This is a genomic window from Achromobacter sp. NPDC058515 (assembly GCF_042721735.1).
Classification (GTDB): Bacteria; Pseudomonadota; Gammaproteobacteria; order Burkholderiales; family Burkholderiaceae_B; genus Achromobacter.
On sequence record NZ_JBHXNI010000007.1, the window covers coordinates 1 to 15,570 of the forward strand.

The 15,570-nt window shown below is 65.9% G+C and carries 11 protein-coding genes and 2 tRNA genes; 8 read left to right on the forward strand and 5 right to left on the reverse strand.

Annotation, left to right across the window (positions count from 1 at the left end):
- Window positions 1-16: 16 nt before the first annotated feature.
- Window positions 17-93: transfer RNA gene (locus tag ACFWP0_RS13800), tRNA-Arg, on the reverse strand.
- Window positions 94-283: 190 nt separating this feature from the next.
- Window positions 284-360, reverse strand: a tRNA-Arg gene (locus ACFWP0_RS13805).
- Between the two features lie 216 nt (window positions 361-576).
- Here ACFWP0_RS13805 and acpA point away from each other — a divergent pair.
- Window positions 577-2,310, forward strand: a complete 1,734-nt coding sequence (gene acpA, locus ACFWP0_RS13810) for an acid phosphatase (RefSeq protein ID WP_377842800.1) — start codon at window positions 577-579, stop codon at window positions 2,308-2,310.
- Window positions 2,311-2,374: 64 nt separating this feature from the next.
- Here the strand turns inward: acpA and ACFWP0_RS13815 are convergent, their stop codons facing one another.
- A complete protein-coding gene (locus ACFWP0_RS13815) occupies window positions 2,375-3,181 on the reverse strand; it encodes an IclR family transcriptional regulator (protein ID WP_377842802.1) in 807 nt (268 codons plus the stop codon).
- A 194-nt stretch (window positions 3,182-3,375) separates the two neighbouring features.
- Between ACFWP0_RS13815 and ACFWP0_RS13820 the strand changes: the two genes are divergently transcribed.
- From ACFWP0_RS13820 to ACFWP0_RS13850, 7 genes are read left to right on the forward strand one after another with little or no spacing between them, the layout of a single operon-like run.
- The gene (locus ACFWP0_RS13820) at window positions 3,376-4,992 is read left to right on the forward strand and encodes an acyl-CoA carboxylase subunit beta (protein ID WP_377842803.1); all 1,617 of its coding nucleotides are present in this window, start codon (window positions 3,376-3,378) and stop codon (window positions 4,990-4,992) included.
- Between the two features lie 22 nt (window positions 4,993-5,014).
- Window positions 5,015-6,178, forward strand: coding sequence for an acyl-CoA dehydrogenase family protein (locus ACFWP0_RS13825; protein WP_377842805.1), 1,164 nt, complete (start codon window positions 5,015-5,017; stop codon window positions 6,176-6,178).
- Between the two features lie 10 nt (window positions 6,179-6,188).
- Entirely contained in the window at window positions 6,189-7,064 is an 876-nt protein-coding gene (locus ACFWP0_RS13830; RefSeq protein WP_377842807.1) for an enoyl-CoA hydratase/isomerase family protein, read from the forward strand.
- Window positions 7,061-9,085 carry an acetyl/propionyl/methylcrotonyl-CoA carboxylase subunit alpha gene (locus ACFWP0_RS13835; RefSeq protein ID WP_377842809.1) on the forward strand — a complete coding sequence of 675 codons (2,025 nt, stop codon included), beginning with the start codon at window positions 7,061-7,063 and terminating at the stop codon, window positions 9,083-9,085. The genes ACFWP0_RS13830 and ACFWP0_RS13835 overlap by 4 nt, the downstream gene beginning before the upstream one ends.
- On the forward strand, window positions 9,082-10,887 hold the full coding sequence (locus ACFWP0_RS13840) for an acyclic terpene utilization AtuA family protein (RefSeq protein WP_377842811.1): 1,806 nt from the start codon (window positions 9,082-9,084) through the stop codon (window positions 10,885-10,887). Before ACFWP0_RS13835 ends, ACFWP0_RS13840 begins: the two co-directional genes overlap by 4 nt.
- 44 nt (window positions 10,888-10,931) lie before the next feature.
- The gene (locus ACFWP0_RS13845; RefSeq protein WP_377842812.1) at window positions 10,932-11,918 is read left to right on the forward strand and encodes a Bug family tripartite tricarboxylate transporter substrate binding protein; all 987 of its coding nucleotides are present in this window, start codon (window positions 10,932-10,934) and stop codon (window positions 11,916-11,918) included.
- Between the two features lie 3 nt (window positions 11,919-11,921).
- Window positions 11,922-13,145: a CaiB/BaiF CoA transferase family protein gene (locus ACFWP0_RS13850; protein WP_377842813.1), complete on the forward strand. Its 1,224-nt coding sequence runs from the start codon at window positions 11,922-11,924 to the stop codon at window positions 13,143-13,145.
- A gap of 483 nt (window positions 13,146-13,628) precedes the next feature.
- On the opposite strand, the gene ilvA is transcribed toward ACFWP0_RS13850, so the two are convergent.
- Both ilvA and ACFWP0_RS13860 read right to left on the reverse strand, forming a co-directional pair.
- Window positions 13,629-14,639: a threonine ammonia-lyase, biosynthetic gene (ilvA, locus tag ACFWP0_RS13855; protein ID WP_377842815.1), complete on the reverse strand. Its 1,011-nt coding sequence runs from the start codon at window positions 14,637-14,639 to the stop codon at window positions 13,629-13,631.
- A complete protein-coding gene (locus ACFWP0_RS13860; RefSeq protein WP_377843373.1) occupies window positions 14,636-15,565 on the reverse strand; it encodes a DMT family transporter in 930 nt (309 codons plus the stop codon). Before ACFWP0_RS13860 ends, ilvA begins: the two co-directional genes overlap by 4 nt.
- Window positions 15,566-15,570 lie beyond the last annotated feature (5 nt).

The window sequence follows — 15,570 nt, forward strand, 5'->3', positions numbered from 1 at the left end:
ATTTTCTTTGCGGTTTTGGTGCGCCCGGCAGGATTCGAACCTACGACCCCCTGGTTCGTAGCCAGGTACTCTATCCAGCTGAGCTACGGGCGCTCCGGCAAAGAGGCAAAATTATATCAGAATAATTAAGCCGTGTTTACTGCTTTACTGCTCCATACTGCTTTTCTGCTTCATACTGCATTTCTTCATACTGCTTTTTTCTTCATTATCTCAACGCTGCCGGCACCAACAAAAAACGATACCCGCATGTTGAAAAACGTGTTGAAAAGCATGTAGAAAAACTTGGTGCGCCCGGCAGGATTCGAACCTACGACCCCCTGGTTCGTAGCCAGGTACTCTATCCAGCTGAGCTACGGGCGCATCTAAAAGCAAGCCTTGAATAATAGCGTTGTTTAGAAAAACGTGCAAGTCGCGGGACGCGCGGCGCGCCCTGTACAGCTTCCCGACAGCGGATCGTCACACCCATAGAACCTTGCCTCTTTAGCCTAGCGGCCGTTACCGATGCCGGCTGTCATCCGGCGATCCCGTGACGCAATGACAGTGCGCCACGCCATCCGCAAGCTCAAGAGTCCATTCATGTCTGACAAAGAAAAAAGCACTGGAGAACCGTCCCAGGAATCCACGGGCGCGACCACGCCTGCACGCGCCACGCGCCGCGGCTTTCTCACCGGCATCGCCGCGCTGGGCGCAAGCGCGGCGGCCATGGGCGCCTTGTCCGGCTGCTCAAGCGACGACGATGACGCCCCTGCCCCCGCCGCGCCCGCGCCGGACCCCGACCCCGCGCCGGCGCCCGACCTGACCACGCAATTGCGCGCGAACGTCAAGACGCTGGTGGTGATCTTCGCCGAGAACCGCAGCTTCAATAATCTCTTTGCCAACTTCCCCGGCGTGGAGAAGCCCTTGTCCGCGCTGACCGCGGCCGACTACACGCAGGCAGACCGCGACGGCACGCCGCTGCCGGTGCTGCCGCCTGTGTGGAACGGCATGGTGCCCACGTCGCAACAGGCCAACCACATCACGTATCAGGTGGACCAGGCCGCCGCCTACATGAACAACCTGCCCAATGCGCCGTTCGCGCTGCAGGGCCCGCAAGGCGAGCCGCTGCCGCAAGGGGTCGTCACGCGCGACCTGTGGCACGTGTTCTATCAGAACCAGATGCAGATCAACGGCGGCAAGAACGACCGTTTCGTCGCCTGGGCGGACTCGGGCGCGCTCGTCATGGGCCACTACGGCGACTCCGCCTACAACCTGCGCCTGTGGAAGCTGGCGCAGGAATTCGTGCTGTGCGACAACTTCTTCCAGGGCGCCTTCGGCGGCTCGTTCCTGAACCACCAGTACCTGGTGGCCGGACGCCCGCCCTTCTATCCCGACGCGGCGGACTCGGCCGCCAAGACGCAGATCGCGCAACTGCAAAGCGCCGATCCCGCCGACCCCCGCTTGGCGTCCAAGCCCGCATCGCCCGCCAGCGCGCTGACCGGCATCCCCCAGTTCGGCGCCAGCGCGTTGACGCCCGACGGCTACGGCGTGAACACCATGGCCCCGCCCTACTGGCCGTCGTTCTCCCGCGATGCGGCCGACCCGACGCTGGCCGACGCGAGCAGCCCGCAAACCATGGTGCCGCAATCGCACGACAACATCGGCGACCTGATGAGCGCCAAGGGACTGGACTGGGCCTGGTACGCCGGCGGCTGGCAGGCCGCCGTGGACTCGACCGCCAGCACGGGCTTTCCGTCCTCGCCTAACTTCCAGGCGCATCACCAGCCCTTCAACTACTTCAAGAGCACCGCGCCCGGCACCGCCGCGCGCACGGCGCACGTGCGCGACGGCGGCCTGGGCGACCTGTCGTCCACCAACAAGTTCCTGGCCGACGCCGAGGCCGGCGTCCTGCCCCCGCTGGCGTTCTACAAGCCGCAGGGCAACCTGAACATGCACGCGGGCTACGCCGACGTGGACTCGGGCGACCGCCACATCGCGCACATCGTCGACAGCCTGAAGAAGAGCAAGCAATGGGACAACATGGTGGTCGTGATCACCGTGGACGAGAACGGCGGCTGGTGGGATCACGTGGCGCCGCCGCAAGGCGACCGCTGGGGCCCGGGCACTCGCATCCCGGCGGTGATCGCCTCGCCGTTCGCCAGGAAGGGCGCCGTGGATCACACCATCTACGATACGGGCTCCATCCTGCGCCTGGCGACGCGGCTGTTCGACCTGCCCATGCTGGAAGGCCTGAAGGCGCGCGATGACGCGATGACCGCGCGCGGCCAGGCCGCGATGGGAGACCTGACCAATGCCTTGACGTTCAGCGCCTGAGGCAAGCGTACCGGCGGCGGGGCATGCCCAGGCCACGCCGGCCGCCATGCTGCGCGCCGCCGCGTCAAGACGGCTCCCCCACGCCGAACCGCCGCATCTCCGCGCGCATCGCGGCCACGAGTTCGGCGCCCCGCGACCTGGGCATCCGCGCCGCCGGCGCGACGATGCCCAAGGCCGCCGTCCCGGTCGTTCCCAGGACGAAAGCCAGTCCCACGCCCCCCACGCCTTGTGCGTTGATGTGCGCGTAGCCCTGGGCGCGCGCCTGCTTGACCCAGCGCAGCAGCTTGGCAATGCTCAGGCGGTGCGCCTCGTACTGGCGCCGGTGCCGCTCGAAATGTTCGGAGATAGCGGCATCATCCCACTGCGCAAGCATCGAGAAACTCGGTACACCTGTACCCAGCAGCCGCGCGCCGCCCACGTATTCCGCATAGGCCCGGATCGGACGCGGCCCTTCCTCCAGATGCAGGCAATGGCTGTAGTCGCCCGAGCGCGCCACCAGGAATACGTGTTCACCTGTGCGGCGCGCCAACGCCTTCATCAGCGGCAGGCAGGCCTGCGTCAGCGGCGCCCGGCCCAGCGCCGCCAGCCCCACGCTCATGGCCTCCACGCCCAGTCCGTACAGGCCGCTGACCGGGTCCCGGCAAGCCAGCCCCGTAGCCACCAGCGACGAGAGCATCCGATAGGCGGTGGTGCGGTCCAGCCCCGAACGCGCAACCAGGTCGCGCAGGCTCGTCCCCCTGTCCTGCCCGCTGGCCAGAAGACGCAGCAGGCCGGCGGCGCGATCGATGCTTTGCGCGCCCCGCACGCTTGGACTGGGGCCACGCGCCGCGAGGCGCGGGAGGTTGGCAACCGGATCGGCAAGCTGGGGCATGGCGCAACTCCTTGTCGGACGACGCGCTGTCCGGGCGACAGGCGCCCAGGCATGATAGCCCCGCCGCTCCCGGGATAGCCCGCAGGTCGTGCACATCGTGCACAACCGTGCAGATAGTGGTTGCGGCGGAAATCGCGGTGTCCTGGAATGAGCCTGTATCGGCCCAGCGCCAAAGCGACAAGCGACTACGAGACATGGTCCCCTACGAATCCCGAATTTTCCCCGGCTCCCCGTCCTTTATCGAACAGCGCCGCGGCATGCTTGCGCTGGTCGACTCCCTGCGCGCCCTGGAGCAGCGGGCATGCGACGCGTCGGCCCGCGCGGCCGCCACGTTCTCCCGCCGCGGCGCGCTCTTGCCGCGCGAGCGCGTCAACCGGCTGCTCGACCCCGGCCGCCCATTCCTGCCGCTGGCGACCCTGGCCGGCTATGCGCTCGACGACCCCGACCTGGACAACTGCATCCCCGGCGGATCGCAGATCGCGGGGATCGGATTCGTGAGCGGCATCCGGTGCATGGTGGTGGCGACGGACTCCGGCATCGATGCGGGCGCGCTGACCGAGGCAGGCAACCTGAAGCTGATGCGCTGCCAGGAGATAGCACTAGAGAACCGCCTGCCGTTCGTGCATCTGGTCGAATCCGCGGGCGCCAATCTGCGCAAGTACCGCGTGGACAAGTTCATCCGCGGCGGCGGCATGTTCTATAACCTTGCGCGGCTGTCGGCGGCCGGCCTGCCGGTGGTGACGGTCGTGCACGGATCTTCCACGGCCGGCGGCGCCTACATGCCGGGGTTGTCCGACTATGTAGTGATGGTGCGCGGGCAGGCCAAGGCCTTCCTGGCCGGCCCCCCCTTGCTGAAGGCCGCCACGGGCGAGATCGCCACGGCGGAAGACCTGGGCGGCACCCACATGCACGCCACCGTCAGCGGCCTGGCCGAGTACGTGGCGGAAGACGACGCGCACGCCATCGCCATCGCCCGCGACGTGCTTGCCGCCTTGCCCTGGCAACGCGCGCCGGCCACGGCAGGCGCTGCCCTGCCGCCGCGGCTGCCGGCGACGGACCTCGCCGGCGTGATGGTGCTGGAGCACCGCAAGCCCATCGACATGCGCGAGATCATTGCGCGCCTCGTGGACGATTCCCGGTGGCTGGATTTCAAGCCTGACTACGGGCCGCAGACGGTGTGCGGCCACGCCCGCATCGAGGGCCACGCCGTGGGATTCATCACCAACAACGGCCCCATCGATCCGGCGGGCGCCGCCAAGGCGACCCAGTTCATCCAGTTGTGCAACCAGTCCGGCGCGCCCATCGTTTTCCTGCAGAACACCACCGGCTATATCGTGGGCCGAGCATCGGAGCACGCCGGCATGATCAAGCACGGCTCGAAGATGATCCAGGCCCTGTCGAACTCGCGGGTGCCGCAGATCACCCTGTATTGCGGCGCCTCGTTCGGAGCCGGGAACTATGGCATGTGCGGCCGCGCCTTCCGTCCGCGCTTCTGCTTCTCGTGGCCCAATGCGCGCACCGCCGTCATGGGCGGCGAGCAGGCCGCGGATACCCTGGAGATCGTGGCCCGCCAGCAGGCCGAACGCAGCGGCCGCCCCGTCGACGAAGCACAGCTGGCGGCCCGCAAGGCGGAGATCGTCGCGAATTTCGAACGGCAGGCCAGCGCGTTCTACACCAGCGGCCATCTGCTCGATGATGGCGTCATCGACCCCCGCGATACGCGCGCCGTGCTGGCGTTCGTGCTGGCGACCGTCGGCGAGGCGGAGGCGCGCAGCCTCCACCCCGTCCAGTTCGGCGTCGCGCGGTTCTAAGAACAGACACAACGGAGACATCATGATCTACAGCCAGCAACACCTGGAATTGATGGCCAGCATGCGCCGCTTCATTGCGGCCGAAATCGATCCGCACGTGGATAAATGGGAGGCCGACGAGATCTTCCCGGCGCACGAGCTGTTCAAAAAGATGGGCGCGCTGGGGTTCCTGGGCATCTCCAAGCCAGAGGCGTATGGCGGCATGGGCCTGGACTTCTCGTACGCGCTGGCGGCCTCGGAGGCCTTGGGCTATGCGCGCGCCCAAGGCGTGGCAATGGCGATCGGCGTGCAGACCAACATGGCCACGCCGGCCCTGGCCGCATTCGGCTCCGACGCGCTGCGTCAGCAATTCCTGGCGCCGTCGGTCGCGGGCGACCTGGTGGCGGCAATCGGCGTATCCGAGCAGGGCGCGGGCTCCGACGTGGCGTCGCTCAAGACGCGCGCGCGCCGCGATGGCGGCGACTACGTGATCGACGGCTCCAAGATGTGGATCACCAATGGCACGCAGGCCGACTGGATCTGCCTCTTGTGCAATACGTCCGACGGCTCCCCGCACAAGAACAAATCGCTCATCGTCGTGCCGCTGAAGGAAAACGGGAAGCGGGCTCGCGGCATCGAGGTGCAGAAGATCCGCAAATTCGGCATGTGGAGCTCGGACACCGCGCAGATCTTTTTCGACGGCGTGCGCGTGCCCGTCGCCAACCGCATCGGCGAAGAAGGCATGGGCTTCATCTACCAGATGAAGCAATTCCAGGAAGAACGGCTGGACGGCGCCGCGCGGCGCCTGGCCTCCATCATGTGGATCCAGGAAACGGCCAACTACCTGAAGCAGCGGCAGGCCTTCGGGCGTGCACTGCTGGACAACCAGTACATCCAGTTCAAGCTGGCCGAGCTCAAGACCGAACTGGAGGCCCTGCGCGCCCTGGTCTACATGGCCACGCACACCTACATACAAGGCGGCGACGTGGTCGAGCTGGCGTCGATGGCCAAGCTCAAGGCCGGGCGCCTTTCCCGCGAGATCACGGAATGGTGCATGCAGTTCCAGGGGGGCATGGGCTACACCTGGGACAACCCGGTGACGCGCGCGTACCGCGACTACCGGCTGGGCTCCATCGGCGGCGGCGCGGACGAGGTCATGCTGATGGTCATTGCCCGCCAGATGGGCCTGATGGAAAAGCGCAACTGAGCGGACAAGCATGAACGAATTCCAGCACATACTCGTTCGCCGTCACGCGGACATCGTGTTCCTGACGCTGAACCAGCCCGCGACCCGCAACGCCCTCAGCCCTGAGATGGTGGCCGAGATCGACGGGGCCATCGCCGGCATCGGCCGCGACGCCTCGGTCCGCGCATTAGTCCTGCGGGGCAGCCAGGGATTCTTCTGCGCGGGCGGCAACGTCGGCAACTTCAAATCCCGGCTGGATGCGTCCGCTTCCGGGGAAGGCGAGGCCTGCGCCGCGGCGGGCGATCCCGTTGCCGCCCGGAACCGCGAATTCGGGCGCTTCATGACGCGGCTGTCGAATCTCCCTATCCCGGTGCTGGCCGTGGTTGAATCGGCGGCCATGGGCGGCGGCATGGGCCTGGCCTGCGCGGCCGACATCGTGCTGGCGACCCGGGATGCGCGCTTTGCGCTCAGCGAAACCGGCCTGGGCCTGGTTCCCGCCCAGATCGCCCCATTTGTCGTCGGCCGGCTGGGCGCGCGTGTGGCGCGCCGCCTTGGCCTGACAGGCGAACGGGTCCGCGGGGAAACCGCCATGCAACTCGGGCTGGTCGACGAGCTGGCCAGCGACGGCGCGGCGCTCGACAGCCTGCTTGCCGAATGGCTCACCCGCATCTGCGCATGCGCCCCGCATGCCAACGCCCACATCAAGCCGCTGTTCGACGACTGCGCGGGCCCCGACAGCGCCGATGCGCTGGACCGCGCGGCGCTACGGTTTGCGCGCTGCATGCGCGACGAAGGCGGCGAAGGCATCGCGGCATTCCGGGAAAAGCGCCCGCCGGCCTGGGCGCGCCGCATCTTGGCCGACGATGTGCGCCGCGCCTGCGCGACGACTCTTGAGGAATCTGCATGACCGTGCCCAAGCAAATCCGACCGTTTCACACCGTGCTGATCGCCAACCGCGGCGAAATCGCGATACGCATCTCCCGGACGCTGCGCGCGCTGGGCTACGGTTCGGTGGCCGTCTACTCCGACGCCGACGCGAACGCCCCCCACGTCCGCGAGGCCGACAGCGCCGTGCGCATCGGCGCCAGCCCGCCCGGGGAATCCTATCTGAACATTCGGGCGCTGTTGCGCGCCGCGCACCAGGCGGGCGCCGACGCGATCCATCCTGGCTATGGCTTTCTGGCCGAGAACGACGCGTTCGCCGACGCCGTGGATGCCGCCGGCCTCGTCTTCATCGGCCCGTCCGGCGAGTCGATCCGCGCCATGGGCAACAAAGCCCATGCCAAGCGCGTCATGGAGCGGGCCGAGATGCCCTGCATCCCGGGCTACCAAGGCGTCGATCAAAGCGACGAGGCCTTCGTGCAAGCCGCCGGCCGGATCGGATTTCCCGTCATGGTCAAGGCCGCGGCGGGCGGCGGAGGGCGGGGGATGCGTCTGGTGCACGATCCTGCCCAGTTGGCGGCGGCGCTCGCCTCGGCGCGCTCCGAGGCCGAATCCGCCTTCGGGTCCGGCGAGCTGATCCTGGAAAAGGCGCTGCTTGCGCCGCGCCATGTGGAGATTCAAATCCTGGCCGACAGCCGCGGCCACACCATACACCTGGGCGAACGGGATTGTTCGGTGCAACGCCGTCACCAGAAGCTCATCGAGGAATCGCCTTCGCCAGCGCTCGACGCGGACCTGCGCGCCCGGATGGGGCTTGCCGCCGTGCGCAGCGCACAAGCCATCGGCTACATAGGCGCCGGCACGATGGAGTTCCTGCTGGATACAGGCGGCGCGTTCTACTTCATGGAGATGAACACGCGGCTGCAGGTGGAACACGCGGTGACCGAGGCCGTGACGGGCCTGGACCTGGTGGAATGGCAGCTTCGCATCGCCGCCGGCGAAGCCCTGGCCGTGCGCCAGGAGGACGTGCGGCTGCAGGGCCACGCCATCGAGGTGCGCCTGACGGCGGAAGACGTGCCCGCGGGATTCCTGCCCCAGACCGGGCCGCTGTTGCGATGGCGCGCGCCGCCTTGCGAAGCAGGCGTGCGCATCGATCACGGCCTGCGCGAAGGGGGCAGCATCGCGCCATACTACGATTCCATGATAGCCAAGCTGATCGCCCACGGCGCCACCCGCGAGGAAGCCAGGCGCAAGCTCTTGCGCGCGCTGCGGCAGTGCGTGGTCCTGGGGGTGCCGACCAATCAGGGATTCCTGGCGGACTGCCTGTCGAACCCGGTCTTCGCGGACGGCGGGCAGGTGCATACGGGTTTCGTCGCCGAACAGTTCGGCAAGGCGCTGCACCTGCGCCCCGCCCCGCTTCCGTCCACCCTGGCCCTGGCGGGCTTGGCCGCCTATGCGCACGCCATGCCCGTGGAGCCCGGCAATCTGGCTATCGTGCCGGCGCCGCTGACGAGCCCGCCCTGGACGACGGCGCTCAGCGTGGCGGGCATGACGTCGGTGGTGCGGATCCAGCCCCGCGCGGGCGAATGGGCCGTCGAGGTCTCGCAGGCCGATGCGGAGCCCGCCCGCGCTTCCCACCCGGTGCGCCTGCGCGATGCCTGCTGGACATCGCCCGGCCGCGCGCGGCTGCGCGTCGAATGCGACGGCATGCTCGAGACCGCCGTGCTGCACATCGGCACGGACACCATCCATATCTTCCACGGCGCCCGCGCCTGGTCGCTGGCCCGTGTGGACGCGCACAAGCGCCGGGCCGCGGCGCACGCCAGCGGCACCGTGACGGCCCCCTTGACCGGCCGCGTGGTGCAACTGCTGGCCACCGTGGGGTCGATAGTCAAGACGGGTGACGCCCTGCTGGTGCTGGAGGCCATGAAGATGGAACATACGCTGGAAGCCCCCGTGCCCGGCACGGTCGTCGAGGTCAGCACCGAGCTTGGCGGACAGGCGGCCAAGGACATGCCCCTGCTGCGCATAGAGGCCGCCGTATGAGCCGGCAGATACGCATCGGCGGCGCCAGCGGCTTTTGGGGCGACTCCGCCACCGCCACCCCGCAACTGTTGGCCGTGCCCGGCATGCAGTACCTGGTGTACGACTACCTGGCCGAAACCACGATGTCGATCCTGGCGCGCGCCAGGGCCAAGAACCCGGCCATGGGATACGCCACGGACTTCGTGCACAGCGCCATGGCGCCGCACCTGCCGGCGATCATGCGGGCCGGCATCAAGGTGGTCGCCAACGCCGGAGGACTCAATCCCCTGGCCTGCCGCGACGCCCTGCTGGAAGTGGCGGGCGCATCGGGACTGGCGCCGCGCATCGCTGTCGTGACGGGCGACGACATCCTGCCGCTCGCCATGAAGATACGCGGCGAAGGCCAGCATGCTTTGCCCGCATCCCCCTATTCGGCCAACGCCTATATCGGCGCCCGCGGGATCGCGCAAGCGCTCGAAGACGGCGCGCAGATCGTCATCACGGGACGCTGCGTCGACAGCGCCGTCGTGCTGGGCGTGCTGGTCCACGAGTTCGGATGGCAATGGCGCGATTGGGACAGGCTGGCGGCCGGCACGCTGGCGGGACACGTCATCGAATGCGGCGCCCAGGCCACGGGCGGGCTCTACACCGACTGGCAGGACGTGCCCGGCTGGGACAACATGGGCTACCCCGTCCTGGACTGCGCCAGCGACGGCAGCTTCGTGGTGTCCAAGCCGGCGGGCACCGGCGGCCTGATCGCGGCCGGCTGCGTGTCCGAACAGGTGCTGTACGAAATCGGCGACCCCGCGGCGTACCTCATGCCCGACGTCATCTGCGATTTCCGCCAGGTCCAGGTGCGGCAGCTCGACGCCGGCCGCGTCCAGGTCCAGGGCGCCCGCGGCCGCCCGCCCACCGATACCTACAAGGCCAACGCCACGTGGCGCGACGGATTCCAGCTGTCCACCCTGCTGGCGATACGCGGCATCGCGGCGCGCGCCAAGGCGCGCAAGACGGCCGACGCGCTGCTGGCGCGGACCCGCCGCCTGTTGCGCGAGAACGGCTATGCGGACTATCGCGACGTCGCCGTGGAATTCCTGGGCTGCGAAGCCCTGTACGGCCCCCATGCGCGGCATCTGCCCACCCGCGAAATCATGCTGCGCATCGTGGTCCGCCACGACGAGCCGCAAGCCCTGGGCTTCCTGCAGCGCGAATGCGCGTCGGCCGGCACGTCGATGGGACCCGGCACGCGCTCCTCTTTCTCGGGGCGGCCGGACATCCAGCCCGTCATCCGCGTCGCCTCGTTCCTCGTGCCCAAGTCGCAAGTGCCGCTGGAACTGGTGCAGGACGGCCAACGCAGCGCCATACCCGTCGACGCTCCCGGCGATGACGCCGGCGCCGCCTGCCCGCCGGAGCCTGCCCGGGAAGCGCGGAACGAGCAGCCCGACGACCCGCGGGAGCCTGCCGCGGTCGTTGCCCTGCACGCCCTGGCCTGGGCGCGCAGCGGCGACAAGGGCGACGACGAGAACATCGGCGTGATTGCCCGCCGCCCGGAGTTCCTGCCCAGCATCCGCCGTCAATTGACGGGCGAAAAGGTCCGCGCCTACTTCGCCCATCTGGTCGCGGGCGAGGTGGAACGCTACGACCTGCCGGGCCTGCACGCGCTCAACTTCGTCATGCGCCAGGCGCTGGGCGGAGGCGGCATTGCCAGCCTGCGTTCGGACCCCTTGGGAAAATCCTATGCGCAGATGCTGCTGGACCATCCCATGACGGTGCCCAGGCGATGGCTGGACCTCGGATGGGTCCGCCCCTCCGAGCAAGACTGAAACCAACAATGATCGGGCAGTCCCAAAAATGACGAGGAGACAACATGATTCGATACACTCGACGCAGCCTCTTGGCCCCCATCCTGGCCGCCTGCCTCTTCGGCGCCGCCGCGCATGCCGCGCCGGCGCCGGAGGACTACCCTCAGAAGCCATTGAGGGTGGTCGTGCCGTACACACCGGGCGGCGTCTCCGACGCCGTCACCCGCCTCATCACGCGCAAGCTCAGCGATGAATTGGGCCAGGCCATCGTGGTGGAAAACCAGGGCGGCGCCAATGGCCAGATCGGCTCATCCGCCGTCGCGCGCGCGGCCCCCGACGGCTATACCTTCGTCATTGTCGTCATGGCGCACGCCATCAATCCCAGCCTTTACAAGAAGATGTCGTACCGCCCGCTGCAGGACCTGCGCGGCGTCAGCCTGTTTGGCCGCATCCCCCTCTTGATGGTGTCCAGCGCCGCATTGCCCCCGCGCACGTTCGAGGAGTTCGTCGCCTGGGCCAAGGCCAACCCCGAAAAAGCCACCTTCGCGTCCAGCGGCGCCGGCTCCGGCGCACACCTGGTCGCCGAGCGGTTCTCGCAGATCACCGGCGCCAAGATCACGCACGTGCCGTACAAGGGCATATCGCCGGCGCTGCCCGATCTGTTCTCCGGACAGGTCGCGGCCATTTTCGATTCGGTGCAGACCATGTGGCCGCAGGTCAAGGGAGGAAAATTGCGCGCCCTGGCCATGACCAGCGAGACGCGCTGGCCCGCGGCGCCCGACGTGCCCACCATGGGCGAACTGGGCTACCCCGACCTTGTCACGGGCAGTTGGATCGGCATGCTGGCGCCGGCGGGCACGCCCGACCCGCTGGTCAGGAAAGTCTCGGATGCCGTGCAACGCGTGCTGGACCAGCCCGACATACACGCACAACTGATCGACTACGGCATCGACCCCGTGGGCGGCACGCCGGCGCAATTCGACACGTTCATCGCCAGCGAAGCCAAACGCTGGGCCGACGTCATCGCCACCGCTGGCATCAAGCTGGAGTGAACCATGCGCGCGCAAATCCTGGAGGGCGTCAAGGTCCTCGATCTGACGCGGGTCATCGCAGGCCCGCTTTGCACCCAGGTCCTGGCGGACATGGGCGCAACGGTCTACAAGATCGAACGGCCGGGCGAAGGCGACGACACGCGGCGCATGGGCCCGTTCCTGCCGGACGCGCCCGGCGGCGCGCCGAGCAACGATTCCGCGCTGTACCTGGCCTACAACCGCGGCAAGCAATCGATCACCCTGGACATCTCCACTCCGGAGGGCTCGGCCATCGCCCGCGAGCTCGCGGCGCGGTGCGACGTGGTGGTCGAAAACTACAAGGTCGGCACGCTCGCGAAATACGGCCTGGACTACGCGACGCTGCGCGAGCACAAACCCGGCATCGTCTATTGCTCGCTGACCGGATTCGGCCAGGACGGTCCGTATGCCCAACGCCCCGCCTACGACTTCATCCTGCAGGGGCTGGCCGGCGTCATGAGCACCTGCGGCCACCCGGAGGGCGCACCGGGCGGCGAACCCATGCGGACCGCCATTCCCATCACCGACATCATTACCGGCCTGTATGCCGCCATCGCCATCATGGGCGCGCTCTTTCACCAGCGCCAGACCGGCGTGGGACAACATGTGGACGCGTCCATGCTCGACGCCTCGGTCGCCATGAACGGCCATCTGGCGCTGGGCTATCTCATGACCGGAAAGCCGCCGCCGCGCGTAGGCAACACCAATCCCATCGCCTCGCCCTCGGAAGTCTTCGCCTGCGCCGACGGCCGCATGATTCTCGCCGCCGGCAACAATGCGCAATTCCAGGCCATGTGCCGCGTGCTGGACCGGCCCGACCTCGCGCAGCGTCCGGCCTTCGCCACCAACGCCAGCCGCGTGGCGAACCGCGGCGAACTGCGCGAGGCGCTGGCGCCGCTCTTGAGCGGACGCAAGCGCGGCGACCTCCTGGCCGCGTTCGAGGCGGCAAACGTGCCCGCGGGTCCGATCAACAACATGGAGCAGGTCTTTCAAGACCCGCAGACGCTGCATCGCGAACTGGCGCTTTCACTGCCCCACGGCCGCGGCCCCAACGCCCCCAGCCTGCGCAGTCCGCTGTGCTTCTCCGAAACGCCCGTCCAGTACCGCGGCGTACCCATGCTGGGCGAGCACAGCGGGAATGTGCTGAAACAGGAGTTGGGCATGAACGATGAGAAGCTCGCGACGTTGCGGGAGCGGGGGATCATCTAGGAAAAGGCCGGAAGGATCGGCAAAGGAGCATCCACGCGCCGGACTTTTCGGTCTGCCGTGAAATCTCCCCTCGCCAAGGGCAATGAAAACAAAAACCGCAACCACTTGTGTGGTTGCGGGTTCCTCATCTTCGGTTTAACGGTGTCATTCACAAAAGGCCCCAAGGACCGCATAAATACTAATACCCGCAAGTTGGGCTCTATGTCTAGCCATGATAGGCAAATCTCGGCGACTTGAGGACATTAAGCATCGTATTCCTTTCGTCGTGAGGCACATGCAGCTTGGGAGACTCGTTCGCGGTTAGGTCACTCACATTGGAGCTGAAACTCTTCGACGTGGTAGACGGAGTGGTACGTGGTGCACCCTGGGTGTGAGTCTGCACGCCGGGAAATACCTCTGCGTTACGGCTTTCCTTGTAGCGGTAGCTTAGCTCAGTGAGCTGGCACCCTCCCAGCAACTCACACAAACACTAGAAACTACTCCTTATCCGGCCAGAGTGACGGCGCAAAGCGCTTCTCTTTCCTGCCCAAGCTCTGCTCGCTCCGCGACATAGCGCAGACGGTCGAAGTTGATATTGGCGCCCGAACTCACCGCGACAAGACTCTTACCAGAACAGCCTGTTTCTTCCACATAGCGCTTTATTCCTGCCACCGCAAGAGCGCCGGAAGGTTCGAGTATTGCTCGAGTGTCTTCAAACACCGCCTTGATCGCTGCGCAAATCTCGTCGCTAGACACGGTGATGACCTGATCAACGCGAGTACGACAAAGCTCGAAAGTGTGCTCTCCAATCTCGCTTACAGCAACCCCGTCGGCGAAGTTGCCGACTTGCGCCAGAGTGACGCGCGCACCGGCCTGCAAAGCTTGCTGCAGGCAATTGGAGTCCTCTGGCTCAACGCCGATGATCTTGGTCTGAGGACGCATGTACTTCATATAGGCCGCGATGCCGGCAATTAGCCCGCCACCGCCGACCGGAATGAAAATCGCATCTGGTTCGGCGAGTTGTTCGAGAATCTCTAAAGCGACGGTGCCTTGCCCAGCGATGATATCCGGGTCGTCATAAGGATGGATAAACGTCAGACCATTCTGTTCGCATTGGTTCAGTGCATACGCTAGGGCATCAGCGAAAGTCTCTCCATAGAGTACGACAGTTGCACCGCGAGCGCGAACTCCAGCAATCTTTATAGCTGGCGTTGTCAGTGGCATGACGATTGTGGCGGGGCATACCATGGCAAGCGCTGCCAATGCCAAGCCCTGGGCGTGGTTTCCTGCTGAAGCAGCAATGACCCCATGCTGTCGTTGCTCGGCGCTCAGATTGGCAAGCTTGTTATAGGCTCCCCGAAGCTTGAAAGAGTAAACCGGTTGCATGTCCTCGCGCTTTAGCATCACCCGATTATTCAACTGCGCGGAGAGCTGAGGTGCATCTTGCAACGGCGTCTTCTGTGCAACATCGTACACACGCGCTCTGAGTATGCGTCTCACATAATCGCTACTCATGTTTTGCTATTCTCCAGCTCCGGATTGGCTTGTGCCGCTTCGGCTGCACGCCTTTCCAAGAAAGGGATAACGATGCCATAGTTGTATGCAAGTCCCGACGCCAGGATCAGAATCGCGCCTAGGCCCTGGCTGACGCTGATCAGGTGTCCGAAGGCGAAGTAGTCGACGATGAGGGCGACCAATGGATAGAGAAAGCTGAACACGGCTAGACTTGCGGTGGCGGCTTTCTTGAATGCCGTATACAACAACAGATACATGAAAGTCGTATGAAACAATCCAAGCGTGATGAGGGCTCCCCAGTGGACCCGGGTCGTCGGGAGGACGGTGAAGTCGGCGATGAACAGGAAGATCAGCGTTCCGATGACCATGTGACTACTGGCGATCACCTCCGGGCGCAACTCGGTGGAGATCTGGCGCGTCAGCAATGTGGTGACCGCATACAAAACTGCGGCTACCGAAGCACTCAGGCAGCCCATATAGAATTTCTGATCTAAGGCTGCCTCCTCTGGCCGGACAATGATGACTAAGCCCACGAATGCCAGTATTAGCCAGATCAGATGGGAGCGCTTAACCTTCTCTTTCATGAACAGCATGCTGCTGAATAGTAAGAAGAAAGGTTGCAAGTGATAGATGATGGTGGTGATTCCGATGCTGGTCAGCTTGTAGGCCGAAAACAGAAACACCCAATTAAATATCAACGTAAGTGCCCCCAGTGCCAGGATCCCCGCCTGCCGCCAGGTGATATGTAGAGATCGATAGAAGCCTTTGCAGAGGCAATACAGGGTGAGCCCGGCGCCGCCGATCGCGCAGCGAAAGAACACTACGTTGAAAGGGCTCTGATCCGAGGAAACCACGAAAAAGCCGATGGTCCCCGATATGATCATGGCTAGGATCATAGCCATCCGCCCTTGTTTTTCTTCTGTCATTGCGC